Source organism: Alistipes sp. UBA6068, assembly GCF_949428155.1.
Lineage (GTDB): Bacteria > Bacteroidota > Bacteroidia > Bacteroidales > Rikenellaceae > Alistipes > Alistipes muris.
In genome coordinates, this window is record NZ_CASQFS010000009.1 from 38,011 (window position 1) to 64,583 (window position 26,573).

A 26,573-nucleotide genomic window follows, 5' to 3' on the forward strand; every position below is an offset into this window, starting at 1 on the left:
GAGGGTAGCGTATGGAATCGTTGAATATCTTTATCCAGTCGATTTTTATCGACAACATGGTGTTCGCCTTCTTCTTCGGCATGTGCTCCTACATTGCTGTGTCGAAGAGCGTGAAGACGGCCCTCGGACTGGGCGCCGCCGTGACGTTCGTCATGGTGATGACCGTGCCGCTGAACTATCTGCTCTATCAGTTCGTGCTGAAACCCGGAGCCCTGGCGTGGGCCGGAGTTCCCGAAGTGAACCTCAGCTTCCTGTCGTTCATCGTGTTCATTGCGACGATTGCGGCGTTCGTGCAGCTGGTGGAGATGATCGTCGAGAAGTTCTCGCCGACGCTCTACAGCCAGCTGGGCATCTTCCTGCCGCTGATTGCGGTGAACTGCGCCATCATGGGCGGCTCGCTGTTCATGCAGCAGAAGGTCGACGCGTTGCAGCTGACCTCGCTGTGGCAGTCTGTCGTCTACGGTCTGGGCTCGGGTCTGGGCTGGTGGCTGGCAATCGTCATGATGGCGGCCATCCGCGAGAAGACGACCTATTCGCATATCCCGGCCGCGCTGAAAGGTCCGGGCATCGCCTTTATCATCACGGGGCTGATGGGCATCGCGTTCATGATTTTCTCGGGCATTCAGTTCTAAACCCCTAAACAGAGACACTGAAAAAATGGAATTGACAATTATAGTTGCGATTGCGGCTTTTCTGATCGTCACCCTGCTGCTGGTGGGGCTGCTTCTCTTTGCCAAGGCGAAGCTGACCTCGTCGGGCGACGTGACCATCGACATCAACAACGGTGAGAAAGTCATCACGGCCGAGAGCGGCGGGACGCTGCTTTCGACGCTGGCCAACAACAAGGTGTTCCTGCCGTCGGCCTGCGGCGGCGGCGGCTCGTGCGGCATGTGCAAGTGCCAGGTGCTGGAGGGCGGCGGCGACATCCTGCCCACCGAGACGGGCTTCATCTCGCGCAAGATGGCCAAGGACCACTGGCGTCTGGGCTGCCAGGTCAAGGTCAAGAACGACCTCAAGATCAAGGTTCCCGAGGCCGTGCTGGGCGTCAAGAAGTGGGAGTGCACGGTGGTCTCCAACCGCAGCATCTCGACCTTCCTCAAGGAGTTCGTGGTGAAGCTGCCCGAGGGCGAGAACCTCAAGTTCCGCAGCGGCGGCTACATTCAGATCGACATTCCGAAGTACGACGCCATCAAGTTCTCGGACATGGAAATCGACGAACGCTTCCGCGAGGACTGGGACAAGATGAAGATGTGGGACCTCGTGACGACCAACCCCGAACCGACGTTCCGCGCCTACTCGATGGCCAACCACCCGGCCGAGGGCAACATCATCATGCTGAACATCCGTATCGCCACGCCGCCGTTCGACCGGGCCGCGGGCTCGTTCATGAAGGTGAACCCGGGTATCTGCTCGTCGTACATCTTCTCGCGCAAACCGGGCGACAAGGTGACGATTTCGGGCCCCTACGGCGAATTCTTCCTGCCGGACGACCTGCCCGATACGCAGGAGCTGATTTTCATCGGCGGCGGTGCGGGCATGGCGCCCATGCGCAGCCATATCATGCACCTGTTCAAGACCGAGAAGACCAAGCGTCCGGTGTCGTTCTGGTACGGTGCCCGCGCACTCAAGGAAGCGCCTTATCTCGACGAGTTCCACCAGATCGAGAAGGATTTCCCCAACTTCAAGATGAATCTTGCGCTCGACCGTCCCGACCCCGAAGCCGACGCGGCAGGGGTGAAGTACACGGCCGGATTCGTGCACAACGTGCTTTTCGAGAACTATCTGAAGAACCACGAGGAGCCCGAAGGCTGCATCTACCTCATGTGCGGACCTCCGATGATGATCGCTTCGGTCGTCAAGATGCTCGACAGCCTCGGCGTCCCGCCGGAGAATATCCTGTATGATAATTTTGGCAGTTAACATAGGGTGAATAAAAAACAAGAGCAGACATTTGTCTGCTCTTGTTTTTGTTGAAAGGGTGCGGGTTATTTCTTGCTGGCGCCGCTTTCGAGGATGGAGACGATGGAGTAGAGGGCGAAGCAGATGGCGCCGAATCCGGCGAGAACGCGGGCGGGCACGAAATACTTGTGGGCGAAGCCGGCGGCCTCGAAAAGGAACGCGGCGAGGAAAAGGCACGTGAGGGCGGTGACGATGGGGATGATGGGAATCCGGTTGGCCAGCGGGTAATCGGTGTGCCAGATTTTGGCAAGCAGGATGACCTTGCTCGAAATGCTCCAGCAAATCAGCGCCAGGCCGAAGAGTACGAATCCGACGAAATTGATGGGGCGTCCCCGAAGTACGATCAGCAGGACGATGCCGAGGATGAAAGCCAGGGCGCCCATCGTGAGGGCCAGCCCTGTCCATTTGGATTTCTCCTTGAGCGTGTAGCTGCCCCGGATTTGCCGGGCGATGCTTGCCACCAAGGCGATAAGCGCCGTGCAGACGCAGGCGATGCCGAACATGACGCTACCGGCGACGATGTGGGCCGGGAGCGTGCCGCGGACATAGAGCAGGATGCACCAAATCCACGCGGCGAGGGCCGTGGCGCTGACGATGCCGATAAGGGTGACCGACTGGCCGACGGTGAATCCCTGCGGGTTGATCGAAAACGAAGCGTCGGCCGAATTGCGGGGAATCTGGACGAAGCGCGACGACGAGGTTGCGGCCGTCGAAACGCAGATGGTGATAAGGCCCAGACCGCAGACCACGTGGCCCGTGACCACCCAGCCAGTCATCCCGGAGGTAAGGATGAAGACGCCGCAGATGAGTGTGGCCAGCGCGAAGGAGTAGCCGATGGCGGGGAAGATGTATTTGGATGCTTCGTTGTAGGTGCCGGTCAGCTGGCGGATGATGGTGGCCGCCGTGCAGTAGAGGGCCATGCAGATGGAGCCGAGGAAGAATACGACGGGTCCGGCCGTCAGGCGTGCGGGGTCGTCGCCCGTCGTGTAGATATAGGCCCCGTAGGCAAAACAGAATGCCGCCATCGCAAGCGGAATGGCGCGGAAAAGTACGCTGATACCGTGGTTCATGGTTGTCGGAATTTTTTCGGCCCCCGCGCAAATCCCGTACCAATAAAATTGGTATCTTTATCCCCGTAAAATTCTGAAACGATGATTCGAGGAGCAGTATTCGACATGGACGGCACGCTGGTCGACAACAGCGCGGTGCATGTACGGGCATTCGAGATTTTCTGCGAGCGCTACGGCGTGCACGATTGGCAGGAGAAGCTGGCGCAGGCGTTCGGTATGGGTAACGACGACATCATGCGCCGTATCATGCCCGAGGAGATAATCCGTCAAAAAGGGTTGGCGGCGCTGGCCGACGAAAAGGAAGCGATTTATCGCGAAATTTACGCGCCGACCATCCGGCCCGTAGAGGGGTTGGCCGACCTGCTCGGACGGCTGCGGGCCGCCGGAGTGCGCCTTGCCGTGGGGTCGTCGGGCTGCCGCACCAACATCGACTTCGTGCTGGAGAAATGCGGCATCGAGGGCTGTTTCGACGTCATCGTGTCGGGCGACAGGGTGGCGCACTGCAAACCCGACCCGGAAATATACCTTACGGCCGCGGCTGAGCTGGGACTGAATCCGGTGGAATGCGTGGTGTTCGAGGACGCCAAGGCCGGCATCGAATCGGCCCGGCGGGCAGGTGCGGGGCGCATCGTTGCGCTGACTACGACCCTCCCGCGCGAGGTGCTGGCGGCAGAGACCGCGGCGGACATGATTGTGAACAACTTTGCCGAAGTCGAGGACCTCGGCGCTATTTTGCAGTAGGACGATGCGGGGAATAGTTGCTGTGGGGCTGCTCGTCGTGTCGAACGCTTTCATGACGCTGGCGTGGTACGGGCATATCGCGTTCAAATCGCGGCTCGAACGTTTCGGGATGGCCGCTATCGTGCTGCTGAGCTGGGGAATCGCCCTTCTGGAATATTGCTTCCAGGTCCCGGCCAACCGCATCGGCTCGGCGCAGTTCGGCGGTCCGTTTTCCATTTGGGAGCTCAAGGTCATCCAGGAGGTTGTCTCGCTCTCGGTCTTCACCCTTTTCGCCCTCGTCTTCATGAAGTCCGATACGCTCCGGTGGAACCACCTCGCAGGGTTCGCCTGCCTGGTTCTCGCCGTTTACTTTATTTTCCGGAAATGATTCGGTCGTGCCGCCATATCTGCCAGCTGTTCACGAAGTTCTGCCACAGATTATTTACTGACATTCATATTTATCTGAATATTAACGAGTAAAATATTTATTGCCTTGTATTGAGTAACAAAATAGCAACAAAAATATGGATAAAATGGGGCTTCCAGAAATATTTTAATTCTTGTCAATCTTTTTCTTCTTGCCAATATATTCGTCAAATAACTCCTCCAAATACTCTTTGGGCATAAAGCCGGTTTCTGCCCTTTTATGTATGAATAAATTATTTTCGTACACAACCTCTCCAAGTTGATAGTCCAATTCACTTTCACTAAACTCGTCTTTATTGAGATTTGCTATGGGAACAGGCATAGAATCTCCATCACCTCGGCTTCGCCACACGTATGCGGATTTAGTCATCGCACATGCAAACAATTAATTATCAAACGCTTATTTCTAACACAATAGAAAAATCTATGTTAATTTAAGAGTATGGAATAAAAGTGAAGATTTAACAATTTTGGCTTTTACTAAAAAATGAAGCTATTATGTACTTATGTGAAATTCGTGTTTTACTCCTATCTTCAGATTACTCACTGTTAATCGTCTATTTAGTCACGTTGCCCATTTTCAATTATCTTTTATTCATGAATTCTCTCTCAAGGCCCTCTATCTCCTTTGAAATTAACTTATATTTAGCCCGTATCTCTTCTCGTTGATAGAAATCCAACAAATCTGCTTTACTAAGAGACTCGTCTTCCAAATATTTCACCAAATACCGTTGATTAAATTCTATCGACAAAAGGCTCTTCTCAATATTTTTCAATATTTGCTGGTTATTCTTGATATTTGTTTTTACCAACATCTCTACGTTTTGTACATCTCGGATATCCTTCAATAAACGTTGGATAAGCATATTCACAAAATCTACCTTAACATTCTTTCCATCCCTCCTTAAAGCCAGTCCGCGAGCTAAATTGTACGCAATAGCCAAATTATGATAATCTGAAGCCTCATAATCAATGATGCAGACAAAGCCAATATTATTGATATACGACACTCCATCCACTACTCGCTGTATGGATGCATCTGCCAGTGTCTTGTCAAAAACAATAATACTCGTATTGGCATCACGGTTCACCGAAGCCTCCAGTAATTGTGCCCACGCTGTATCATACTTATTGGATGCTATATCTAATGAGTCAACATCACCCAATTTGATACTTTTGTCAAACTTACATTCTATAGCTACTTTCTTTCCGCTATTTTCGCCACATACATAAGCCAGAATATCGCCTGTTTTGTTATTCTTCAACAGGCCTTTCGATGTTCCTGATAGCGAAACAATATCTCCAAGCTGGAAACGATCGATGTAAGCTTCAAGAAACTCTAAGATGTCATTCTCTGCGGCAACACCCTTAATAGCTGTCTTGTGGAAAACCTCTTGTTTCATATTAAACAGCAGTTTTAAGTTCTCCAATTGTACCCCCAAGTCATCAGTCGTCTTAGAGAGAAAAGCAGAAAACCTGTCTTCCATTGTTGCCAGCACACCTATGCGAATAGCACGCAATAAAGCTGTTTCCCTTTCATTTTCAGGAAGGGAGCCAAAATATCGATAAACAAGCTCGTCCGAAATCTCAAAACTTTCTACTTGGACGCGCTGGAGTTTGTGATCTATACGCATACCTTATACACGAACGTAGCGGTAACCGCCTTTTTTAATATAGGCTGCAAAGTACTTACCATGTGAGTCAGCAGCCATTAGTCCATCATAAATACTTTGCGGCACATCAAAATACTGATATACTGCGCCACTCAAAAACTCGACCTCCAAAATCATGTTATCAAAGTCATAGCCAATCGAAGCGATGTTCGAAGATGATACATATTGTCTTTCCATATTTTATTATTTATAAATTTACTTGTTGTAATCTCCATGCTTTCACAATGTCTTGATACTCACTATCAGTAATATCTAAAGCATTATTCCAGCCCCCTTTACCTACCTCATTAGATGCAACAATGGGGTCATTGCTGTCTGGCCTATCCTTTTTGTCAGGGAATGTTATGATCGCTCTCATAGGCATTCTCACTGCCTCACCAACAATAATGGATTCTCCAGTCTTCAGAATCGGAAGCATATTCACTAGATTAGAAAGATTATCTGAAACGGTATTGGCAATTATACCTCTATCATTAGAGTTTGTCAGGCGCAAAGCTATCGTTGTACCACATTGAGAGAGAATAGTTGGATCAATCTCTGAAGGGCGTTGGCTTACGATCACGGCACTGATACCATATTTACGTCCTTCCTTTACCAAGCGGCGTACTACTTTGGATGCTCTGCTATAATTGTCACTTCCAAGATAATTATGAGCCTCCTCCATCACTACTAGTAAAGGACGTTTTCTGCCTCCTTGTTTAAGATTACGAGACCAGAACATAGAGTCATACATAACACGCAGAAGAATTCCTATAATATCATGTAATATTCCACTCGGTACTCCTGAGACATCAAAAACTGAGAGAGTTTTTTCTCCCATCCAGAGTTTTAACAATGAATGTATGTCATTTATTATTTTTCCATCAGCGTCTGGAATAAAACCCTCTGGTTTTAATGCAAAATCAAAACGAGGGTCTGTCATCTTTGCCTGCAACGCTATCAACTGCTTTCTCAGATTCATGGTAGCAGCAGATAAGAATATTTTTGATTGCTGCTGTTCCTTATATTTGGGCAGCACAAATGGCTCTATCGATCCTGTCATTTTACTTCCGTCTTCATTTGTTATGAAAGCCTCTGTCGTCGCTGCCTCATCAAAATCCTTATCAATAGCACATATTTTCTGTCCAGTTCCCGCGCAAGTATGCGTTGCAAACATTAACCTGTATAAATAGAGGAACAAACGTTGCAAGCTGAAAGGCACAGGTGTATCTACTGTTATATTATCCGTATTTAGATATGAGAACAAACAAGGGTTTTTCTCTATTGTAAGCTTTTTAAGCGTTAGAATAAGTTCCGAAAGAGGAAATCGGTCATTGTCTGGAATATCACCAAAGGCAAAACTCACGAACTCATCAAAGCTCATGGCCCAATAGGGTACAACCAATCTCTTGTCCGTGTCATCTTCAGGCGTTATTCTAAATACATTTGCCCTATCCTTAAAGGTACTACCATACTCACCATGAATATCAACGAGAATAATCCTAGAGGATGGGAAAATAGTAGAATCTATAAGAGTGTTAACTAGTCCTGCCACAGTCGTTGATTTACCTGTTCCCGTAGAGCCAACGATACAACTATGTCTGGATACTAACTTATTGATATCTACCAAAGCAGGAATATTCTCCGCTCCCGAAATCGTTCCCACAGACACAAACTCAGCCCCTTTCTCACGACCGTATATATTCACAAGATCATCCTCTGTAACAATATAAACCTCATCATCTATCATCGGGTATTGTGAGATACCTCTTTCAAATGGCTGGCCTTTTGCGCCCTCTCCCACTAGTTGTACCGTCATCCACCTTAGCCCAGTATTGGTATAGTCTCTTATGGATTCGGGTACTGCATTTGCCCCTATCTGTACAATGGTGCCATACAAGTTAACAAAACCTTGCGGTATCTTCACAAAGCCACCTACTTGGCCAATCTTATAACCGTTTCCGTAAATATAAGAAATGGTTGAATTGACCGACGGGTATAACTGTACAGAAACATTTGTTCCAGAAATGCTTCTAACAGCTCCTATGACTGCGGGATTATTTTTTGTCTGCATCTGGATGATCTCCTATTAGTTCAGAAAGGAAAGAAGTGAAAGAGGCGAAATCGCCGAAAGATACGCAATCATCAATCTTCTTGAAATTAAAGTGTATAAATTCATTCTTATCATCTACAAACTTTGACCATTCACGGCGTTGGGCGCCAATTACGGCCTCTTCATCGTACCAAATATTAAGGTTGGGGCGTTCTAATGCTCTTTTTACGGCTTCTGGTGCAACCAATGTACCAGCTGCATCTTTCATCTTCCCATACATCAATGCCACTACATTTGCACTCTGGTTTACTTTCAGAGCATTTATAATAGTGTCATTGATATGCTCGTCACCAAATGAATAACCACAGACAAATAATACGGCATGAGGGTTCAATAGAAAGTTTGTCAATCTGTCAGACATAGCTAGGAATGGCATCTTCCTACTTTGGTCGTATTTCAGTTTAGAGGGATATATCAATTCTGGAGAGCCTGCTATGCCTTTAGACACCCTATAAACACCTCCCGACATAGCTTTCCAATTCACAGAACCGTGCAGTTTCCATAATCTCGCCCAGTATGGAGGCAACTCATTCTCTTCGACAGAATGAATGTCAAAGAATGGATATCTTGAACCAGAGAATCCATCGAAGAACGGTACATTTTGTTCTTCTAAAGCCTGCTCTAACAGCAAATCATAGTTGGTTGTAAATATTTCAACTGGTATGACACGATCAATAGAACCTACCCATCTAGCTAATCTTCTATACGAATTATCTCCATCTGGTAAGTCCTTGTTCACTGCATCTGCTATTGTATTGCAGATTTCTGTTTCTAAGCCATTTAGCTCATCTTCCGTAAAACCTCGTACAGTGCCACCGCCAGTTGAGACTTCTTTCATTGAGCGGATATAAGTAAGAACATCTTCTATATTTGAGGTGTTCTTGCCAGCCTTATCTAACTCTGCTATCAGCCTCTTATATGGTGTAGTCGCTACATCAGTATCATGGCCATCGTTGATAATCTTGGTTAACCCCACCATATCTGGAAGCAGTGGTGTTCCTGAGGCTTTAACAGACAAAGGACAACCCGCTGCAAGAAAGAATCCAAGCGGGGCTTTATCTTGAGACAACAGCAACCTTAAATTCCGCAAATGTCTTATTTGATCATGATTCATAAATCTCCATATTTTACAGCTTTCAATTTCCCAAAGTGTGTTTTGTCTACTTCCATTTGAAAAAACTCTACCGGATGTTCTTCCTTGATATTAGCAAATGAATGTTTGGCCACATCCCAAACACTTTTTTCGCTCACCCATTTACGCCCTTTCAGAATATCCATAATCTCTGTTTGTTGGTCTTTGGGGCATTTCAAACCGAAATAGACTGCAACAATGCTGTTCTTTGCGTCAATGCTAGCATAGTCCCCTGTTCCTTTCGGATCATAAGAGAGCAATCGCAATTCATTCTCATATTCCCATGCTTTGCCCTTTGCAAAGAAAGCATCTTGTAGGTTGATTGCACCATTCTTCCTATAGGAATCCATGTCTGAAGTGTATTCTACATCTCGAAAGTATGCCACCTGACTTTTGGCCTCATCTGCAAATTTCGTCATATCATTGTTGAAGTGGTACTTTATACACACTCCCTTATGATTGTCGGCATAGTGAGCCCACATTAGGTCATTCAGGTATTCTTCTGGATCGTTATCATGCTTCTGCTCCCATATTAGATTATCATCATTATCCAATTTTGGTTGAACTTTTGTGTTCTTAACAAAACACGTAATTTTCAAGCATTCCTTGTATGATTCGCTGATAAGTCGAGATATATCATCTCCATACAGAGTCAGCAGCTCCAATATGGGACAATCGAAGGGGTCGTTGAAAGTCGTGGGTGACGACATACTCAGCGTCTCATTTTTTAAAGAATCCAAGAGATACTTATTGGTAGTTCTGTAAGCATAACACTCTACTTGATATGAAGTATGATTTGCTTCCGCCTGTGAATAATATATAGCTTTCTTCAGATATTTTTTTCAGTTTTTCATTGGATGCAAGAGATAATTTGTGAAGACATATAGCAAGATTGATATACAAGGCATTCTTAAATCCATACATATATTTCACTTTCCTCTCATAATCAGACAACTCGTCATGTAACAATCTTGCCGTATCTTCTGAAAGAAGATTCGACAAACAAAGATTACCAGCATATGTACAGAGTGCAGCACCATATAACCGTGCGCCATCCTTGGCGTCCACCATATATCCTACGACTTCTTTCCAATTCTTATAGTTGTCCAAAAACTCTTCCACAGCCTTATCTGCCGAAGCCGACTCAATCGTATTCTGATTTATAGTGGTATACTGCTCTAATTGTTGAATATCTACATAACTCAAATCTTTCATCATTTCTACTCCTGTACTCATACAAAAAAATCTATTCAATTCCTAATTACCAATACACCAATATTGTCTTTTTCTTTCATGTTTCAAAATATCAATTTTTACAAAGCGGACAAATCATGTCCTATAAATAATATAGAGACTTACCGATCCGACATTCGACATGTTGGTGAAAGCGGAAATAATGGTCTAAAATAAGTTAAAATAGACTTGAACGGGTATTCATATCTGTATCCTTCCAAAATTTGATCTTTAAATGTTTACTGTCTCGTTTCTCCATATAGTCCAGTTGTGCCATCACATTCGCAAATTCAGATTACGTCTTTCGAAAGAAACGTTTGCAATATACACCTGTAACCACTTTAAAATAGCATGAAAATTTCGATTTTGCACCATCATCTCGCATATTAAAAGAGGTATTTACTAATTCTTTCTCCTCTTTTTGAAATAGTTATACGAAAAACAAACAATCATTTTTTACATATTTGATTGAACGAAAGTTGGTTACTTTAATCTGTGAAATCAAATTATTCATATCGCATATCTAATTATAGTAGATTTTTTACGCAAAATAGTTATTTTCTGGCAAACAAGCAATACTAATCATATCCTAATTAAGCAAATAATTTAAATACCTAACGTAAAAATGCATTATAGAAAATGGATCGAGGTAACAACTTATTCCAAAATATTTTCCTACTTTTGTATCGAAATAGTATTTGCGGCTGTTCTCTCGTAACTGAAAACGACCAATTTGAGAGTATGCAGAGGAATAGTCATTGCGAATACACTCCACCGATGGGGTGTATTCCTATGGCTTGTTTTAATGCATACGGGTGCTTGGTCGTACCTCAGTTAGTTAGAATGAGTACGGGAATGCACCTTTTTTATTTGTAGTATTTTAAATGGAATTTTATGTAACTGAATTTTGACATATTCGGCATCGCTGATTTCTCCTGACTGAAAACGACCAAATTTCAAAAGTATGTAGAGAAAGGCAAAGGCGAATGCACCCCATTTTCGGAGGTGTGTTTCTGTTGTCCTATCTATATGGGAATCAGAAATGCACCTTTTATTTTTCTGAGCAACAGAGGAATCCGAAAATCTGGGAAAGAGTAGGAAAAACAAAAAAAACTTAAACAAATGAAAAAAGTAGTATTGTGCATGATGGCACTCGTATGCGCCGTCAGCGTTTCGGCTCAAACCGCCGAAGAGATGCAAGCATCGAAAGAGCGTGCAGCAAAGTTGGAAAAATTAGTCCAGCCGAAAAACTGCGGTATTGCAACGGTCGACGGATTGACTTCGGCCGCAGGCCTTGTCGCAGTTGAATCGATTCAGATTACACCGCTGTTGCAAGGTTTGTATTACCGTTCGATCGGTCAGACCGAGGATGGCGTTACGGATGTTACCGTAAAAAAGCCGACCTTAGAACAGTTGACGGAATTGAGCACTCGAATCGGAACGCAGGCAGCGGCTGTTGCTGCCGCTACGAAATTGGTACCCGCAGCCGGTGAGGAACTCAAAGGAGTTAAGAATCCGATGAAGCTGGCAGCTGCTACGAAATCGGTGAAATACTCCAAAGATGTTTTGGAGATCGTCGGTGTCGAAAGCGCATTCCAAGTGAAAGCTATCGCCGATATGATCAAGACTGCAACTTCGAACGATAACTTGTAATTCGGAAATGAAACGAATCATTTCGTTGTTCATGTGTATCGCTGTGCATAGCCTTTGGGGCTATGCACAAAGCGATACCCGTCCGGTCGTAGGCGTTGCGCAGTTTACCTGCGACGGCAGCTATAAGTATGCAGGATTGGTAACGGAAAAAGTCGTCGAAATGCTGACTAATACGCACCGATTTCAAGTGGTAGATCGTACGAGTTACGACAAAGTGCATGCAGAACTCGAACTACAAAAAAGCGAAGCGTTCATCGATAGTAAAAACATCGCGAATCAAGGTGTTGCCGTAGCTGCTGAAAAGATGATTGCGGGACATATTGTCAAGATTCCCGTTTATGCGATGAAGAATCCCGACGGATCGATCAAGGGGTATAAGGCCAGCGTCGCATTCCAAATGAAAGTCGTCGATGTGGAAACCGGATTGAGCACGGAAGCTACCAGTTTTCAGGGACAAACCAGCGAAATGATGATGTCGCCGGAAAGTGCCGTAACGCAGTCGATGTTCTCCCTCCAAAAAGAGTTGGAAGAATATTTTCGCAAAAATTTTCCGCTTTCGGCAGAAATCATAAAGGTATTGGATTACAAAAAAGAAGTCGCAGGGACGGTTCTCCTCAACGTCGGGAAAAGCCACGGAATTGCCGTAGGCGATCAATTTCGGGTTGAATATATAGAAATGCTGAACGGGAAGCCGTATCCTACTGTAATCGGAGAAATTACGGTAACGAAACTCCCCGGAAATGATTTTGCAGAATGCAGCGTACCGAAAAAAATAGGCGCAGAATTATTAGCAAGATTCCAAGCTGCCGAAAAACTGAATTGTAGCCTTATCATCAATAATTAGAAATAATTATGAAATACCTCCTCCCTTGCTTGTTACTCGCCTTCTGTTTAGGGTCTTGCTCCAAACACGTCTATACCGTGCAGTCTGTCGGATTCGTTTCTGAACAGAATGGAGCCATTACGATTCGGAGTACCGGGTTCGGAAAAACCGCCGACGAAGCGATGAATTCGGCAGAACAATATGCTATCGAATTATTGTTGTTTCGAGGTCTTCCCGGATCGCAGCAAACGACACCGCTTGTAGGAATCGATGAAGCAACGGCCAAATCCCGCTATAAACAATATTTCGAGGAACTTCTTGCCAACGGACGGCACAAGACATTCGTGCTCTCTTCAATTCCGGTCAGCGACTTTGCCAAACACGACTGGTCGCAACGAAATGTAACGATGGACGTCCGAATCAACCTAACGGCCCTACGTTCCGATCTGGAAACGCATGGCATTATCCGAAAATTCGGCTACTAAAACTTGACCTATATGAACAAATACCTTATAACTATTTTTTATGTATTGCTGTTCGGAAGTCGTTCCATTGCACAGACAAATACTCCGGCTGTTACGACTGTCCAACCTAAAATCATGGTAATACCCTACACGAAAGAGGGCGAAGATATTCGTACTATTCTCGAAGCCGATGTTAACAAACGAATTGCACTGACAAAAATTAAAGAAGCATTCGATTCGCGCGGATTTACGACGGTAGATTTTACGGCAAAACTGAAAGCAGCCGGCGATAATGCAATCTTTACAGCCGATAATCAAACCGATCTGAAAAGTCAAATCATCCAGATGTCTGGAGCCGACGTATATGTCGAAGCAGAAACCGATGTACTACTCTCCTCAACCGGCAACTCGGTAAAGATGCTCGTGACAGCTTACGAAATATCCACCGGCAACTCGTTGGCCAACAAGGTCGGAGAAAGCGGCAAATTCTATACGGACGATATCAGCAAACTGGCAAGCAAGGCTATCGAAAGTTGCGCCGAAGATTTTCTGAATGTCATGCAGAACAAATTTACGGACATTGTGGAGAACGGCAAATCCATTATCATCAATTTCGGATTTGCCGAGGCCTCCGTTCATACGATGTCCTCCGAAGTTGGTACGCAAGGTTTGCAACTTTCGGACGAACTGGAGTTGTGGATGGAGGAGCATGCCTACAAGAACAATTACCACATTCAAGGTACGACAGACCGGCTGATGATTTTCGATGATGTACGCATTCCCTTGAAAGACCCGGTTACGGGCAACAACTACAACACGAATAAGTTCGCGTTGGAGATATTCAAGTTCATGCGCAGCCTCGGACTGAAAATCGCTCGCGATATCAAAGGCAATACGATTTATATTACCATTCAATAACTCGAAGCTCTCATGAAAAAGATAATCTTATCGTGCTTATGTAGCATATTGGTAATATACAGTATAAAAGCACAAAACGCGAATGCTGATGTACATATCGGTGTCGTCTGCCCTGAGCAGATGGATGATTTATCAGTTGCAAATCTTCTGCGTCTGCACCATAAAATCGAACAGATAGCCACCGCAAATGGAGTAGCAACCTACTCCGACGGCACATTCATACTGTATCCGGCGTTCGACTTTTGCGAGATGCAAACCGTTGAAAGCGGAATGAAGAATATCATCGTCGCAAACACCGAGTTGATACTCTCCGTAATACAGGTTTCTACCGGCATGAAAGTCAATTCTGTCTCGGTATCGCTCTCCGGCAACGGATTTAATAAATCGGAAGCCGTAGCGAATGCCATATCGAAAATCGACACGCAATCTCCGGTTTATGCGAAGTTCCTTTCCGAAAGCAAGACCCGTATCTACTCTTATTACGAAACGAACTGCTCCAAATTGTTGCAAAAAGCAAAGGCTCTTGCCGCCCAAGAGCAATACGAAGCCGCTCTTGCCGAATTGGCTTGCTTTCCGTCATCTCTTCCCTCCTATGCGCAAGTAATTCCGGTAATGATGGATATTTATAAACACTATCAAAATGTTCACTGCGAACGGTTGATTCAAAATGCCAAAGGTTGCATCGCCTTGAAAGATTACTCCGGTGCTGTCGAGTATCTCGTATGGATCGATCCGGAAAGCCAATGCAAATCCGAGTGTTCCCAGCTATTGGATGCAATCAAACAGCAGGTCGACAAAGAAGAAGCAGAGGCTATCGAACGTAAATTCCGAATATTCGACACCTTGGTCGATTTAGAAAAACAACGCATCTCGGCAATTCGAGACATTGCGAAATCTTACTATTCAAACCAACCGGCAATTCATTATACACAAATTGTAAAATAGCTATGAAACGTTTCGCTTTCAAATTTATTTCGGTTATCGCAGCATTTTTAATTGGTGTTTCCATCAACAATTCTTGCGGAGAATCGCCGATGGATGAAGATTCTTCCATATACAACTCGATCCGTGCCTTGCAAAACGAAGTAACCAATTTAAAGCAAGAGATCGAACGGCTCGATTCGGAACTCGCAGCGCTCCAAGCATCCGGCGGTGGCTCCCAAGGTGGCGCCAGTAGCGAAAAATACATTGACGGATTGTATTTTTGGCATGGTTCTCCAACGGGACTTATAAAACATTACATATCATCTGGATATGAATATACTACCGAGTATACTTACGATAAGTATGGCCGAATTATCGAAAGGATAACGCATAACATATCTCCGAGTGAATCCACGGGTAAGGTGTCATACGAATATGTTGGAAAAACAGTAATACAAACCATAACGATCGATAAGTATCCGGATTTAACAAATCAAACAATCACTGAATATTATTAACAGAAACATATGCCACTCCTGAAATAATTGGGAGTGGCATATGTTTTTTGTTCGAATAGAATTTTAAATATCCCAACTTTACAATCTTAATTTCGGATTGAATCTTATAACATTCTTTACTTTCGCGAATTGCTCTTTACACCACTCCTTAAACGGCATCTTGTCGATATTTAGTTGTAGTTTTCGTTTGCCGGTCGGGTCGAGTGTGATTTGTGCCGTTACTCGTTCGACCGGGAATTTGCAGTTGTGTTCTTCGGAATATAGTTCTCCGCCGTATTCGAGCGGTTTGCCTTTCAGAAGCGTTGCAGTTTGTTTTTCATCGAAACCTACTTTATGGCAAACATTCTCCATCCGTATCATCTCACAGAAATAGGGAAACCAAGTCGTCGCTTTTGAGATGACTGCTTTCAGTAGCGACAAATCTTTTTCGTGTCGTTTCTTCATGCTCGCCATTTCTGTCATATGTTGAGCCTGCATTGCCGTCAGTCCTCGGCTATGTTCGTTCTGCATGGTTTGAATCTTCTTTTGCAGAATCTCTATCGTTTCATCGCGTGCAGCGACTTCTTGTCGCAATTGTGTTATCTCCTGCTCCTGCCACTTGATTTTCGACGTGCCGATCATCGACCCGATGCCGTCGAGAATAGTCGTACCGACCTCGGCGGCGGAGTTCTTTAGCCGTTCTGTTTTTAGTTCGCCTTTTATGGCGTTCAGTTCAGCTGCGGTTCGATGCAATTCTTCACGCGCTGCTTGTTCCTGCTTCGCGGCATGTTTGACGGCTTTGCGTTTCTCCTCCTCGATGCGGAGCAGTTCGCCGATATTATCCTGCAAGTTCTGCTGCTGGGCTATGGCGTTGCGGTAAAACTCCTGCGTCGTAACATGTCGAGCTTTCGAACCGTCGATACCGCGTTGCAGTCCATACTTAGCCATCGCGGCGGCGTAGGTATTTTGGTACTCTTTCAGCTTGACGCGCGACATTACGTCATCGGCACACAATCGAGGCCGTGCCGTGGATTTTGTGCGGTATTTCCGTTTATCCGGTTCGTCTGTTTTCGGCTTTCGGAGTTTGCGACGTTCGCCCGTAACGATGGGAACGACCGCTGCGTGGATATGCGGTGTTGCTTCGTCCATGTGCAATACTGCCGAAACGACGTTTTCGGCTCCGAAAGTTTTCCGCAACCATTCGAGGTTATCGGCGCACCACACTTTCAATCGGCCCTCTTGAGCAATACGTTTCATATCCTCTTGTGTGCCGGTCAGCATGACACGAATTACCCGCACTTGATTCGTTCCGATTTTGCGGGTCAATCCGGCATGTTCGAGTCGATGGTTGATTGCCTCCGTTCGGTCGGCTACACCCTCTGAAAATTCGACGAGTTCTTCGTTTAGGTAGGTCAGTTCCGGTATGGCGTTCGGCGGCATCTTGGTACGTGCGATATGGGCGGTCATCGGTACTTCATTGTCCGGCGACTTATCCAAATGCAATACGACATATCCCATAATAGTAGATAGGTTTTGGATAATTGATACTCGTGGTGGTCGAATTTTCGACCGTATATGCGGTCTGCAGCCGGAACGGTCGCAAGGGGTTTCCAAAGGGCCGCCCTTTGGCCTATTGGGGCTTTTTCAGCGACACGAAGTGTTGCGGTTCGAAAAAAGCCCTAATAGGCTATGGCTTTTCTGTGAAGAAAAAGCCGCGGGCGCAGAGCGGCCGATAGTAGGTGACGGTATCGATGATGTGTCCGTCAGCAGGAGCAGTCGATGAAAGAGACCCGACGCCCGGAAGCCTGCGCCCCTGTGCGGCCCGGAGGGATCCTTCCAAATCCCATAGGGCGCACAGAGGCGGAAAGACTGAATAATTATACGGTACTGCCGGTCATGGCTGCCGCCACGATTGCGCAGACGTTGAACGTCTTCTTGCTCTTTACCTTGCCGGTAGAAGCGCTGAAATTCCCCAAAGTCCCGATCACCGAATCATCGACCCGCAGAATCACGGGCGGAGCCGCGAACTCGTCCGTTACCAACAGACGAGCCGAACGCCATGAAGAAACCGGAACCGAATCGGAATCACGTTGCGCATTCATCGCTACTTCTTCTTCGAGGAGCGGCCGAGCAGGTATTGCTGTGCCTCGGCTTCGATCTGCGCCTGCGTCTTGATAGGATTGCGACGCAACCATGCCTCCAGCTCCGCACGCTCGAAATAGAGCATCTTGCCCTGCGGCTTGTAGTGCGGAATCAGATTGCCCGACGTCAGTTTGTAGAGGTAGCTTTTCGAGAGGTTCAGAAAACGGCTGGCCTCCTCGAGACTCAACACGTTTTTGGTTTGGAACACCTGCTTTTCGAGTTCTGCAACTCGCATCTCAATACTTTTCTCCATAATTCGATGGATTTTAAATGAAACAAATGGAGTGCATGCCCTCCGTGACTTGTAACCGTTACAGGGGCAAATATATTGAGGATAAGCTTGATAGCAGATTGACCTATCTTTGAGGTCTCAACCCGTTCTCAAAGTCTTTTCACTTGTATGAGATACTTTTCAAGGGTTGCGTATTTTCCCTCTACGCCGACGTCGCGGATGTAGTTGGTCGCCGTAGATAAGTCGCTTTGATTGATGTATTTATCGCGTGATGTGTCTTTCGAGAGGAAAAGTTTGTGATTGGCGATGACGGACTGCCAGTTGGGGGTTATCAATCCGCGGCTGCTCAATCCCGAGAAAAAGAACGCGACGAGGCGGTTATTGTTCGACCGCACGATCGCTTCGGGTTTGCAGGCGAAAATAGCTTTCAACTCGTCTGTCGACAGCGATACGTTGAACATCTTGACGTCATTGACAGCTACAGCGAGATAAGCAATCTGTTCGTCGGTCAGTATCGAATCGAACGGATTCTCCGTTTCCGCAATGGGCGGCGCGGCAATAGAAGCCGACTTCTGCGAAGATTCCGACAGGGATGTTTCCCTTTGCCGCAAGTAAGCGGCATAACGTTCTCGGACAATAACGTTTACGACAGCAGAGAAATAAGGCAGTTCGGTATCATAGGCCGTGTTGTCCCGCTCATATCGGGAATAGTCGAACGAGGGTACGGAGAATGCGAGGTACTTTCTCTTTTCATCGGCATCCAGCGCCTCGAAGAATCCGCCCTCCCAAAGAAACGTCGGTTCGGAGTAGCAGAACCGCAGGTCGGACAATACGGAGTGGTGCAAATACAGCTCGGCCAGCTCGTCGGCAATCCGGTTATACTCCAGCCGTTCCACCTCCTGCATCTGCTCCGGATCGAGACCGGCGGTTTTCATGGCCAGCCGCTCTCTCAATACGCCATAAGCATGCTTGATGCAACGATCGAATATCTTTTGCAGCTCGTCGAACTGCGGTTTCAACTCCAGACCTTCCATAATCCGTCTTGTTTCATACGAAGATACGAAGAATTTTGGAGAAAAAGAGATAATCGGAACGAAGATAACATAATCGATTTTATAGTAAGAATCGTAACAGAGCGTCGGACTTCTATTTTCCAAGTTCCAAAAAGTCGATTCCTGCGAAGTAATACTTATTCATTGCCCTTTTCGGGCGGTCAATTGTTACCGGAAACATCTTATGAAAGTCGGTTTTCGCGATACTCAATTAGGTTGAACATCGTTTCAATACCCCCCCCCTTAACATCTTTAAATCAATAAAATTCAATAATTTACAACTTATATATTCCTGCTACGACTCGATTACATTGGTTTAATTTCCGTCTTGTTTTTACGGTTTATACATTCTTGCAATCAGTTTTATCTACAAGGTTATATATTCCGATAAAACAAAAAAAGAATCAAGAATTCGATCGCCCAAACCAGCAAAATCGTTTCTATCGAATTAATGATATTTATTACTGTCTCGTAGCAAACATAACGAAAAAAATATGTATTTTTACAAAAACATTCTCGTTGTAAACAAATGTAATATATGGATAATTGTCAATATAAATTTTTAATGATTATAGTCCCATTTGTCGCTAGCATTATGGGCCTTGCTTTTCCTCTTTTTCTCCAAGTTGTGAATAGAATTGATGAAAAGTATTCATCTACACGATTAGTCAGTGAATTTCAGTCAGAAAAGGGGGCAAAATGGTTCAAATGGTTATTGATTATTGCCATTGTAATATGTTTTACAACAGGCATAGCCGTAATTATAACCACTAATATGAAAGGACTTAATGTTGCAAGCATTGTTATTTCAGGTGCTGCGACAGCCGCGATTATTGTATCTTTATTCCGTTATTATTCGCTTATTTCTATTTATTCTGTACCTCTTAAATTATTCCAACGACTCGATAAAAAGTATAGTAAGCAATTGGACTACAAACTACGTTCGACAGATAATGTAAAATGTAAATATAGAAGAAAGGTAATCGAAAAGAAAAACGTATCTATCCAAAATCGGGTAAAGGACATATTCGATACTATAGCTGAATTGCTATACTATTCGATTCGACAACAAGATGAAACGTTACAGAAAGAGCTATATACATTTATAGCCTCATACATGTTCAGAAAACAATCGGAAAATAAAAATGCGGAAGTCGTGTATGATGATTATTTTTATGGAATGCTTTATGAATCGACAGAACTTATTTGCACTCTACCGCAGAAGATCGTATCATATAGCAATGGAAATACTTTATTAATCCAATTTTTTGATGTATTTAATGGCAGTTTATTGAGCGAAAAATCTTATAACTCAATGTGGCGTACTCTTAGGCAACAATTAAATTATGGGAAAGAAGATCATATTGTCAATTACTGGACTTTCGCACATCAATATCCACAAGTTTATTTACAAGATATCTATCCAGATTACTACTATGATCAGAAACTCGAAAAAATTGTGATTAAAAATGCCGAAGTTGTAAATAAAAGAGAAAAAGCAAGAGCGCGTTTTTTTGAATTCCATTATGCTTTGGGGGCTCTTATTTTGTACCTGCAAAAATACTCTTTACTAAATAATCTTATCCGGTATACGAATACACAACCGCCTCAATATATACTTGTGCCATCATCTATATCTGAAATTTTCAAAAGGAGTATTGAATATTCAAACAATATTTTCGACATAGTCCATTTTGAAAGCCGCTACCCATTTCCAGGATTATCCGGAGTAAATCAAAACGGTGTAATAATTAAGTATATTCGGAAGTACCTTGCAGTTCTGTTTTTGAGACAGTATTTAATAGGTGATTATTTAGGAAAAAGGCATTGGTCCATCCCTGATTCGCCAACATCATTGGGTGAGATAAACAAGTGGGAAGAAGTATTGATTGAACTAAACACAGAAATTGATTCTTTGTTGAAAGATACCGAGTTACTTGATAGTTTAGAATTACCAATGAGCGAGCCAGAATGGTTCGAAAAAAATAATTTTGAGCATCCTGATGTTTTAATTAAACGCATGATTGATAGTCTTTACCAAAAATATCATAAAATCAAAAAAGAACAACCCATTGATCTGGGGAAAAAGGAAGATTTTATCGAAAAAACTAGAAATATAATAACGGAAACAATAGAAAATCTCATGAGTTTATTTATTGCTGGAGAGAAAGATGATAGCAGTATATCGTTTCCTTTACGATTGAATAACTATCAAGTAATGGAAAAGACGGCTTTTGCAGCGGAACAAGACATGGGTTATATAAATCACGATTCGGTAGTTGCACAAGGCGTGGCCTCTAATTACAAATATCAAACATCTTATACATTCAATCGGTTTATAAAAAAACGACTTTTACTATCTCAGAAAGATGTTTTTGCCGCAATAAATAAACTTAATCTGGATGCCTCTAAGCATATTATTATTTGTTTTGGTATAGATATAAATTATTATATTGAAATATTGGGTAATTATGCGATTACAAAGTGTAATGGGGAGTATAAATTTAAGACTATAGATATTATTAATGTCAAATTTAATCTAATGGGGATAGACCCCGAAACCATTTTAATCATTGAAAAGAACTCTTTACCGTCAATTGAATTCAAGAAGTCAGATACGGAATATGAGTTGCCTGAAATTGACGACCAATATCACCTCAAAGCAGATATAATTAATCTTTCAGGCCAAACTGAAAAAGAACGACAAATTCGAAAATGTGTTGAGGAAAATATGTCACCAACCAAAATTGATGAATCGGTTTTGGTATGTATTGAATTAGAACCGATTATCAAATGGAATAAAAATACAAAAATAGTAGCGATAAAAGTATATCATCAATTCCAAGATAGTATTCTCCCTGATACAGTGGATAATATTCGTTCTTTTGACGAGTATATTGATTCCGCAAATTAATATTCGTCATGGATGAATGGTGATTATTCCCTGCGATATAACGCTTTCTATAACCATTTGTTTTAAGGTTCATGTATGTGTTTGCCAGAGATCGGCGGGTTCATAGTATATAGTAACCCGACCAGTCAGGCATAACATGATAGATCACTCCGCCGACGATACACGGACAACAGTCGGGATAACGCTGCCTGAAAAGATACAAAATGAGCAAAAGCAAACGAAGTTTGTATTTTGCCGAGCGAGAGTATCTAAGACGAAGTCAGAGATACGAAAAACTGTTGAAAAAGAAAAACGTGCGAATCATCGTCCGCACGTTTAGCCTTTGTTTCAGTCGGTCAGATTCGGAATCAATCCGATCGCCTCCTCTTTCTTCTTGTCCACGATTTTGGCGTAAATCTGTGTCGTGGCAATATTCTTGTGTCCGAGCAACTTGCTGACCGTATATAAATCGGCGCCCAAAGTCAGCATCATCGTCGCATGGGTATGTCGGGCAACATGAAACGAGATGTGTTTGGTTATTCCGGCGACTTTCGCCCAGTGTTGCAGCGTGTCATTCACCGTTCCCTCGTGCGTCAGCGGAAAGATAAAATCGCTGTCTCCTGCTTCGCTGCGTTCCGGCAGCCATTTCAACGCTTCGTCGGAAATCGGCAGGTAAAGCGGTTCTTTGGTCTTTTGCATCGTGATTTCGATACGGACACGCCCGCCGCTCCATTGCAGGTCGCACCACCTCAATTTGCGAATGTCGCTAACGCGCAACCCGCACAAGCAACTGAACAGAAAAGCCCGCTTGACGATCTCGTACCGGCACTCGGTATTTATCAACGTCTTCAATTCGTCGATTGTCAGATACTCGCGGCGGCTCGGTTCCTGTCGTACTTTACTTGCGAAATCGAACTCTTTGGTCGGATTGACGGTGATGATTCCCTCTTTGTAGGCACGGTTGATGGCCGTTCGCAAAGTACCGTAATAAGACACGACCGAATTGTTGCTCAACCGCCCTCCGGCTTTCAATACACCGTATTTGCTGGCCTTCGGCATCTGCCGCAGGTAATCGGTAAACTCCGAAAGAAACTCCTTATCGACGTCCCGAAAAGCGATATAGTCGCCGCGAAATAATTTCAATGCACGGACGGTATTGAGCACCGTTCGGGCATAGTTCCTGCTTCCCTGCTCGGCGGACTCCTTACCGATATTTTCCAGATACTCGAGCAGGTTCACTCGGGACTTGTTCGTATTCTGGAATCCGTGCGCGTCGTTCTGCACCTCGACGATCCGTTTGCTCTGAATCGCTTTGGCAAGGGCGAGCGTCGCCTCGTTCTTCGCCTTGTCCTCCCGCGTCCGTTCGGGGATAAGATATAATTTCAGAAACTCGTATTTCCGTTTGCCGCCGACATAATTTTCCTTACGGATTACGTCACCCGTATAGTAGTCCAAATAGATGGATTGATTTCCGTTGGACAATTGCTTGAACCGGATTCGCACCGGCTCCTTCAATTTGGCCGTCTGTTTCTGCTTCGCCATACCCTTCCCGTTTATTGCTTCAACGGCAAATATAGCGAATTTGTTTTGTTACCGCAGTATTTTCGAGTAACAAAATAGTAACAAATATCGGGCAATTATGAGCTTTGTCGGGAAACTTGCAAAAACAGCCGAAAAACCTGCAATAAAATATAAATCATTAAAATACAGTGATTTATATTTAATTTTTCATCGTTTCTCTATCCTTTTTGTATATCTGCCAGCTGTTCACGAAGTTCTGCCAGACGATGTAGGCCGTGGGGGCGATGGAGGAGATGGGGTCGAGGAACGACTGGGCCATCCAGACGGCGAGGACGGTATTCTTCTGCCCGAGGGACTGGCCCCCGGCGGCAGGGTCGCCGAACCGCTTTCCCAACGTCCGCCCGACCTTGAACTGGACGAGACAGATGACCAGGGCGGCGAGCGCGAGCCACAACTCGACCGACCGCGAAACGTCGTGGAGGTCGATGATGAACGCCGTGGTCCGCCCTATGGTGACGGTGAGCGCTGCCAACCACAGGTAAAACGAAATCTGTCCGTGGCTGCCGAACCACCGGGCGATGCGGGGTGTCAGCAGCCGGCAGAACTGCGCGACGACGAACGGCATGATGAGGAGCGGGGCGATGCGCGAGAGAATCTGGGCGAAAGAACAGACGCCTGTCCCGGTGAAAGTGAGAATCGCGGGGGCCGCCAAAGCCACGGTCATGTTGCAGAGCAGGCTGTATGTCGCCACGGTGACGACGTTGGCGCCGAGCATGCCTGCGATGACAACGGCGGCCATGGCGACGGGGGTGAGGATGCAGATCATGGCCCCCTGCGCGATGGTGGTGTCGAACGGGAGCAAGGCGAAATAGACTGCCGCAGAAGCTGCTGTCTGGAAAAGCAGCAGCCACACGTGAAGCCACGAAAGCCGCATTTCGCGCGGCTTCACGCGGCAGAACGTGACGAAGAGCATCAGAAAGATGAGCGCCGGGGTAATCATCCGGCCCGACCATTCCTCCACGGCCGTGACGGGGCGGCACAGCAATGCGCCGACGACCATGGCCGTGGGCATGGCGATGCTTTTCAGATTGCGGCGGACGCCTTCGGGCAGGTGCATCCTAAGCGAGCAGCTCCTTGACCTTGGCCGAAATATCCTTGCCGTCGGCCCGTCCGGCCAACCGTTTGGACGCGGCGCCCATGACCTTGCCCATCTCCTTCATGGAGGTGGCGCCGACTTCGGCGATGACGGCCTTGACTTCGGCGGTCAGCTCCTCGGCCGAGAGCTGTTTGGGCAGGAACTCCTGGAAAATGGCGACCTGCGCCAACTCCTCCTGCGCCAGGTCGGGGCGGTTCTGCTCGGTGAAGATGGCGGCGGAATCGGTGCCCTGCTTGGCGAGCTTGGCGAGGATTTTCAGCACGTCGGCGTCGGGCAGCTCGGAGAGCTCCGGCCCGGCGGTCTTGGCTTCGATGATGTACTTCTTGGCATTGCGCAGGGCGCTCAGACGCACGGCGTCTTTGGCCTTCATGGCATCCATGATGCTCTTGGAAATCTGTTGTTCGAGTGACATGCTAAAACGGTTTTACAGCCCCAAAGTTACGATTTTTCTGTTTCCCTGCGCCCGAGCGAGAGCAAAAAGAGCCCGGCGATGACGAAAAGCGCATTGTAGACCAGCAGCTCGAAGCCGATGCGGTAACCCCAACGCTCGGCGGCGGCGTATTGCAGCAATGCGCTCAGCACGGGGCCTGCGAGGGCGACGAACGGCACCCAGCGGTCGCGGGGATGTCGGCGCGAAAGGATGCCGAAGAGGAAGAGCCCGAGGATGGGACCGTAGGTGTAGCTGACGATGCGGAAAAAGAGGTTGATGGCGTTGTCGTCGGCCAGGTAGCCTACGCCGAGAATGACGAGCGTCATGCAGGCGGCCATGAGCAAGTGGACGCGGTGCCGCACGCGGGTGAGCCGCTGCTCGTCGTAACGCGCGGGGCCGTCGAGCAGGTCGACGGTGAACGAAGTGGTGAGGGCCGTCATGGCCGACCCGGCGGCGGAATAGGTGCTGGAAATCAACCCGAGGACGAAGACGATGCCCACGATGGCGGGAAGCCCTCCGTCGACGGCGACCAACGAAAAGAGCTGGTCGCTTTTGGCGGGGAGCGCGAGGCCGCGGCTGTCGACATATAAATATAGGAGTACGCCGAGCACGAGGAACAGCAGGATGACGATGATCTGACAGAAAGCCGTCAGCACGATATTGCGCTGGGCGTCGCGCGGCGTCCGGCAGGAGAGATTGCACTGCATCATGTCCTGGTCGAGCCCGGTCATGGCGACGAGGACGACGATGCCGCCGACGAACATCTTCCAGAAATAACGGTCGGAAGCGGGATTGTCGAAGAAGAATATCTGCGACATGGGCGATGCGGAGACCTCGCGGATAAGCTCCGTGCCGCCGAAGCCCAAAGCCCGGGCGATGAAAACGATGGTGAGGACCAGACTGCCGACCAGGCAAAGGGTCTTGAGCGTATCGGTCCAGATAAGCGACTTGACGCCGCCCCGCTGCGTGTAGAGCCACACGAGGGCGACGGTGACGACGGCGTTGGCCCAGAACGGCCAACCGTAAGGCCCGAAGACGAGCAGCTGCATGACGGCGCAGACGACGTAGACCCGCAGGGCGGCGCCCAACATCTTGGAGAGGATGAAGAAACAGGCCCCGGCGCGGTGGGAGACGATGCCGAACCGCTCGTCGAGGTACTGGTAGAGCGACACGACCTTCAGCCGGTAGAACAACGGCACGAGGGCGAACGCGACGATCAGCTGCCCGACGGTGAAGCCTGCGACCATCTGCATGTAGGAAAACGAATCGGCGGCGACGGAACCGGGCACGGAGATGAACGTGACGCCCGACATGGCGGCTCCGATCATGGCCAAAGCGGCCATGTACCACGGAGTGCGGCGGTTGCCGGTGAAGAATCCGGCGTTGTCGGCGCGGCGCCCCGAAAGCCACGCGACGAGGAACAGCACGGCTATATAACCCGAGACGGTGAGGATGACGGCGAGAGGGGACACTTTTTAATTAAGAATTAAGAATTAAGAATTAAGAATTAAGACTGTCTGTCGCTAACCTTTTATTTGTCATTCTGAGCGCAGCAAACTGACG

The 26,573-nt window shown here is 46.6% G+C and carries 26 protein-coding genes and 1 pseudogene; 11 read left to right on the plus strand and 16 right to left on the minus strand.

Annotation, left to right across the window (positions count from 1 at the left end):
- The first annotated feature begins 11 nt into the window (after positions 1–11).
- Together nqrE and nqrF are read left to right on the plus strand one after the other, a co-directional pair.
- The gene (gene nqrE / locus QVG21_RS06640) at positions 12–632 is read left to right on the plus strand and encodes an NADH:ubiquinone reductase (Na(+)-transporting) subunit E (protein ID WP_287923284.1); all 621 of its coding nucleotides are present in this window, start codon (positions 12–14) and stop codon (positions 630–632) included.
- 25 nt (positions 633–657) lie between these two features.
- Positions 658–1,920 carry an NADH:ubiquinone reductase (Na(+)-transporting) subunit F gene (gene nqrF / locus QVG21_RS06645; protein ID WP_287923286.1) on the plus strand — a complete coding sequence of 421 codons (1,263 nt, stop codon included), beginning with the start codon at positions 658–660 and terminating at the stop codon, positions 1,918–1,920.
- A 65-nt stretch (positions 1,921–1,985) separates the two neighbouring features.
- Here nqrF and QVG21_RS06650 read toward each other — a convergent pair whose 3' ends face one another.
- On the minus strand, positions 1,986–3,029 hold the full coding sequence (locus QVG21_RS06650; protein WP_287923289.1) for a DUF2776 family protein: 1,044 nt from the start codon (positions 3,027–3,029) through the stop codon (positions 1,986–1,988).
- 81 nt (positions 3,030–3,110) lie between these two features.
- Between QVG21_RS06650 and QVG21_RS06655 the strand changes: the two genes are divergently transcribed.
- A complete protein-coding gene (locus QVG21_RS06655; RefSeq protein WP_287923291.1) occupies positions 3,111–3,770 on the plus strand; it encodes an HAD family hydrolase in 660 nt (219 codons plus the stop codon).
- Positions 3,771–3,774: 4 nt separating this feature from the next.
- Positions 3,775–4,137, plus strand: a complete 363-nt coding sequence (locus tag QVG21_RS06660) for a DMT family protein (RefSeq protein ID WP_251215029.1) — start codon at positions 3,775–3,777, stop codon at positions 4,135–4,137.
- A gap of 165 nt (positions 4,138–4,302) precedes the next feature.
- Here QVG21_RS06660 and QVG21_RS06665 read toward each other — a convergent pair whose 3' ends face one another.
- The 7 genes from QVG21_RS06665 to QVG21_RS06695 all read right to left on the minus strand — a co-directional run bounded on the left by QVG21_RS06665 (position 4,303) and on the right by QVG21_RS06695 (position 10,308).
- Positions 4,303–4,545: a hypothetical protein gene (locus tag QVG21_RS06665; protein WP_287923296.1), complete on the minus strand. Its 243-nt coding sequence runs from the start codon at positions 4,543–4,545 to the stop codon at positions 4,303–4,305.
- 214 nt (positions 4,546–4,759) lie between these two features.
- Positions 4,760–5,809, minus strand: coding sequence for a hypothetical protein (locus QVG21_RS06670; protein ID WP_287923299.1), 1,050 nt, complete (start codon positions 5,807–5,809; stop codon positions 4,760–4,762).
- 3 nt (positions 5,810–5,812) lie between these two features.
- Entirely contained in the window at positions 5,813–6,025 is a 213-nt protein-coding gene (locus tag QVG21_RS06675; protein ID WP_287923301.1) for a KTSC domain-containing protein, read from the minus strand.
- Between the two features lie 10 nt (positions 6,026–6,035).
- Entirely contained in the window at positions 6,036–7,901 is a 1,866-nt protein-coding gene (locus QVG21_RS06680) for an ATP-binding protein (RefSeq protein ID WP_287923304.1), read from the minus strand.
- Positions 7,885–9,054, minus strand: a complete 1,170-nt coding sequence (locus tag QVG21_RS06685) for an SIR2 family NAD-dependent protein deacylase (RefSeq protein WP_287923306.1) — start codon at positions 9,052–9,054, stop codon at positions 7,885–7,887. The genes QVG21_RS06680 and QVG21_RS06685 overlap by 17 nt, the downstream gene beginning before the upstream one ends.
- Positions 9,051–9,737 carry a DUF2971 domain-containing protein gene (locus tag QVG21_RS06690; protein WP_287923309.1) on the minus strand — a complete coding sequence of 229 codons (687 nt, stop codon included), beginning with the start codon at positions 9,735–9,737 and terminating at the stop codon, positions 9,051–9,053. The genes QVG21_RS06685 and QVG21_RS06690 overlap by 4 nt, the downstream gene beginning before the upstream one ends.
- Positions 9,738–9,819: 82 nt before the next feature.
- Positions 9,820–10,308 (minus strand): hypothetical protein, encoded by a 489-nt coding sequence (locus tag QVG21_RS06695; RefSeq protein WP_287923312.1) that lies wholly within the window; start codon positions 10,306–10,308, stop codon positions 9,820–9,822.
- Positions 10,309–11,427: 1,119 nt separating this feature from the next.
- Between QVG21_RS06695 and QVG21_RS06700 the strand changes: the two genes are divergently transcribed.
- The 6 genes from QVG21_RS06700 to QVG21_RS06725 are packed head-to-tail and all read left to right on the plus strand — an operon-like array spanning position 11,428 to position 15,605.
- Positions 11,428–11,958: a hypothetical protein gene (locus tag QVG21_RS06700; RefSeq protein ID WP_287923315.1), complete on the plus strand. Its 531-nt coding sequence runs from the start codon at positions 11,428–11,430 to the stop codon at positions 11,956–11,958.
- Positions 11,959–11,965: 7 nt separating this feature from the next.
- The gene (locus QVG21_RS06705) at positions 11,966–12,802 is read left to right on the plus strand and encodes an LpoB-related protein (protein WP_287923317.1); all 837 of its coding nucleotides are present in this window, start codon (positions 11,966–11,968) and stop codon (positions 12,800–12,802) included.
- An 8-nt stretch (positions 12,803–12,810) separates the two neighbouring features.
- Positions 12,811–13,266: a hypothetical protein gene (locus tag QVG21_RS06710; protein WP_287923319.1), complete on the plus strand. Its 456-nt coding sequence runs from the start codon at positions 12,811–12,813 to the stop codon at positions 13,264–13,266.
- 12 nt (positions 13,267–13,278) lie between these two features.
- On the plus strand, positions 13,279–14,163 hold the full coding sequence (locus QVG21_RS06715; protein WP_287923322.1) for a DUF6175 family protein: 885 nt from the start codon (positions 13,279–13,281) through the stop codon (positions 14,161–14,163).
- Between the two features lie 12 nt (positions 14,164–14,175).
- Positions 14,176–15,108 carry a hypothetical protein gene (locus QVG21_RS06720; protein ID WP_287923325.1) on the plus strand — a complete coding sequence of 311 codons (933 nt, stop codon included), beginning with the start codon at positions 14,176–14,178 and terminating at the stop codon, positions 15,106–15,108.
- Positions 15,109–15,110: 2 nt separating this feature from the next.
- Positions 15,111–15,605, plus strand: a complete 495-nt coding sequence (locus QVG21_RS06725; RefSeq protein WP_287923327.1) for a hypothetical protein — start codon at positions 15,111–15,113, stop codon at positions 15,603–15,605.
- A gap of 78 nt (positions 15,606–15,683) precedes the next feature.
- On the opposite strand, the gene mobV is transcribed toward QVG21_RS06725, so the two are convergent.
- From mobV to QVG21_RS06745, 4 genes and pseudogenes are all read right to left on the minus strand, one after another.
- Entirely contained in the window at positions 15,684–17,102 is a 1,419-nt protein-coding gene (gene mobV / locus QVG21_RS06730) for a MobV family relaxase (protein ID WP_287923329.1), read from the minus strand.
- Between the two features lie 362 nt (positions 17,103–17,464).
- A pseudogene (locus tag QVG21_RS06735) lies at positions 17,465–17,686 on the minus strand (AAA family ATPase); the annotation flags it as partial.
- 2 nt (positions 17,687–17,688) lie between these two features.
- On the minus strand, positions 17,689–17,979 hold the full coding sequence (locus QVG21_RS06740; RefSeq protein WP_287923331.1) for a helix-turn-helix domain-containing protein: 291 nt from the start codon (positions 17,977–17,979) through the stop codon (positions 17,689–17,691).
- A gap of 128 nt (positions 17,980–18,107) precedes the next feature.
- On the minus strand, positions 18,108–18,992 hold the full coding sequence (locus tag QVG21_RS06745; RefSeq protein ID WP_287923334.1) for a hypothetical protein: 885 nt from the start codon (positions 18,990–18,992) through the stop codon (positions 18,108–18,110).
- A 556-nt stretch (positions 18,993–19,548) separates the two neighbouring features.
- Between QVG21_RS06745 and QVG21_RS06750 the strand changes: the two genes are divergently transcribed.
- A complete protein-coding gene (locus QVG21_RS06750) occupies positions 19,549–21,924 on the plus strand; it encodes a hypothetical protein (RefSeq protein WP_287923337.1) in 2,376 nt (791 codons plus the stop codon).
- Positions 21,925–22,251: 327 nt separating this feature from the next.
- On the opposite strand, the gene QVG21_RS06755 is transcribed toward QVG21_RS06750, so the two are convergent.
- The 4 genes from QVG21_RS06755 to QVG21_RS06770 form a co-directional block, all read right to left on the minus strand.
- Positions 22,252–23,445, minus strand: coding sequence for a site-specific integrase (locus QVG21_RS06755; RefSeq protein ID WP_287923340.1), 1,194 nt, complete (start codon positions 23,443–23,445; stop codon positions 22,252–22,254).
- Between the two features lie 178 nt (positions 23,446–23,623).
- Complete coding sequence (locus tag QVG21_RS06760; protein ID WP_287923342.1) at positions 23,624–24,541, minus strand: transporter; 918 nt, start codon at positions 24,539–24,541, stop codon at positions 23,624–23,626.
- Position 24,542: 1 nt separating this feature from the next.
- Complete coding sequence (locus QVG21_RS06765; RefSeq protein ID WP_251215026.1) at positions 24,543–24,992, minus strand: GatB/YqeY domain-containing protein; 450 nt, start codon at positions 24,990–24,992, stop codon at positions 24,543–24,545.
- Between the two features lie 26 nt (positions 24,993–25,018).
- Positions 25,019–26,482 (minus strand): sodium:solute symporter, encoded by a 1,464-nt coding sequence (locus tag QVG21_RS06770; RefSeq protein WP_287923347.1) that lies wholly within the window; start codon positions 26,480–26,482, stop codon positions 25,019–25,021.
- Positions 26,483–26,573: the final 91 nt, after the last annotated feature.

Bases quoted from the DNA above. Each gene is read 5' to 3' on its own strand.
- nqrE (WP_287923284.1), top strand. From the start codon at position 12: ATGGAATCGTTGAATATCTTTATCCAGTCGATTTTTATCGACAACATG.
- nqrF (WP_287923286.1), top strand. From the start codon at position 658: ATGGAATTGACAATTATAGTTGCGATTGCGGCTTTTCTGATCGTCACC.
- QVG21_RS06650 (WP_287923289.1), bottom strand. From the start codon at position 3,029: ATGAACCACGGTATCAGCGTACTTTTCCGCGCCATTCCGCTTGCGATG.
- QVG21_RS06655 (WP_287923291.1), top strand. From the start codon at position 3,111: ATGATTCGAGGAGCAGTATTCGACATGGACGGCACGCTGGTCGACAAC.
- QVG21_RS06660 (WP_251215029.1), top strand. From the start codon at position 3,775: ATGCGGGGAATAGTTGCTGTGGGGCTGCTCGTCGTGTCGAACGCTTTC.
- QVG21_RS06665 (WP_287923296.1), bottom strand. From the start codon at position 4,545: ATGACTAAATCCGCATACGTGTGGCGAAGCCGAGGTGATGGAGATTCT.
- QVG21_RS06670 (WP_287923299.1), bottom strand. From the start codon at position 5,809: ATGCGTATAGATCACAAACTCCAGCGCGTCCAAGTAGAAAGTTTTGAG.
- QVG21_RS06675 (WP_287923301.1), bottom strand. From the start codon at position 6,025: ATGGAAAGACAATATGTATCATCTTCGAACATCGCTTCGATTGGCTAT.
- QVG21_RS06680 (WP_287923304.1), bottom strand. From the start codon at position 7,901: ATGCAGACAAAAAATAATCCCGCAGTCATAGGAGCTGTTAGAAGCATT.
- QVG21_RS06685 (WP_287923306.1), bottom strand. From the start codon at position 9,054: ATGAATCATGATCAAATAAGACATTTGCGGAATTTAAGGTTGCTGTTG.
- QVG21_RS06695 (WP_287923312.1), bottom strand. From the start codon at position 10,308: ATGAGTACAGGAGTAGAAATGATGAAAGATTTGAGTTATGTAGATATT.
- QVG21_RS06700 (WP_287923315.1), top strand. From the start codon at position 11,428: ATGAAAAAAGTAGTATTGTGCATGATGGCACTCGTATGCGCCGTCAGC.
- QVG21_RS06705 (WP_287923317.1), top strand. From the start codon at position 11,966: ATGAAACGAATCATTTCGTTGTTCATGTGTATCGCTGTGCATAGCCTT.
- QVG21_RS06710 (WP_287923319.1), top strand. From the start codon at position 12,811: ATGAAATACCTCCTCCCTTGCTTGTTACTCGCCTTCTGTTTAGGGTCT.
- QVG21_RS06715 (WP_287923322.1), top strand. From the start codon at position 13,279: ATGAACAAATACCTTATAACTATTTTTTATGTATTGCTGTTCGGAAGT.
- QVG21_RS06720 (WP_287923325.1), top strand. From the start codon at position 14,176: ATGAAAAAGATAATCTTATCGTGCTTATGTAGCATATTGGTAATATAC.
- QVG21_RS06725 (WP_287923327.1), top strand. From the start codon at position 15,111: ATGAAACGTTTCGCTTTCAAATTTATTTCGGTTATCGCAGCATTTTTA.
- mobV (WP_287923329.1), bottom strand. From the start codon at position 17,102: ATGGGATATGTCGTATTGCATTTGGATAAGTCGCCGGACAATGAAGTA.
- QVG21_RS06740 (WP_287923331.1), bottom strand. From the start codon at position 17,979: ATGGAGAAAAGTATTGAGATGCGAGTTGCAGAACTCGAAAAGCAGGTG.
- QVG21_RS06745 (WP_287923334.1), bottom strand. From the start codon at position 18,992: ATGGAAGGTCTGGAGTTGAAACCGCAGTTCGACGAGCTGCAAAAGATA.
- QVG21_RS06750 (WP_287923337.1), top strand. From the start codon at position 19,549: ATGGATAATTGTCAATATAAATTTTTAATGATTATAGTCCCATTTGTC.
- QVG21_RS06755 (WP_287923340.1), bottom strand. From the start codon at position 23,445: ATGGCGAAGCAGAAACAGACGGCCAAATTGAAGGAGCCGGTGCGAATC.
- QVG21_RS06760 (WP_287923342.1), bottom strand. From the start codon at position 24,541: ATGCACCTGCCCGAAGGCGTCCGCCGCAATCTGAAAAGCATCGCCATG.
- QVG21_RS06765 (WP_251215026.1), bottom strand. From the start codon at position 24,992: ATGTCACTCGAACAACAGATTTCCAAGAGCATCATGGATGCCATGAAG.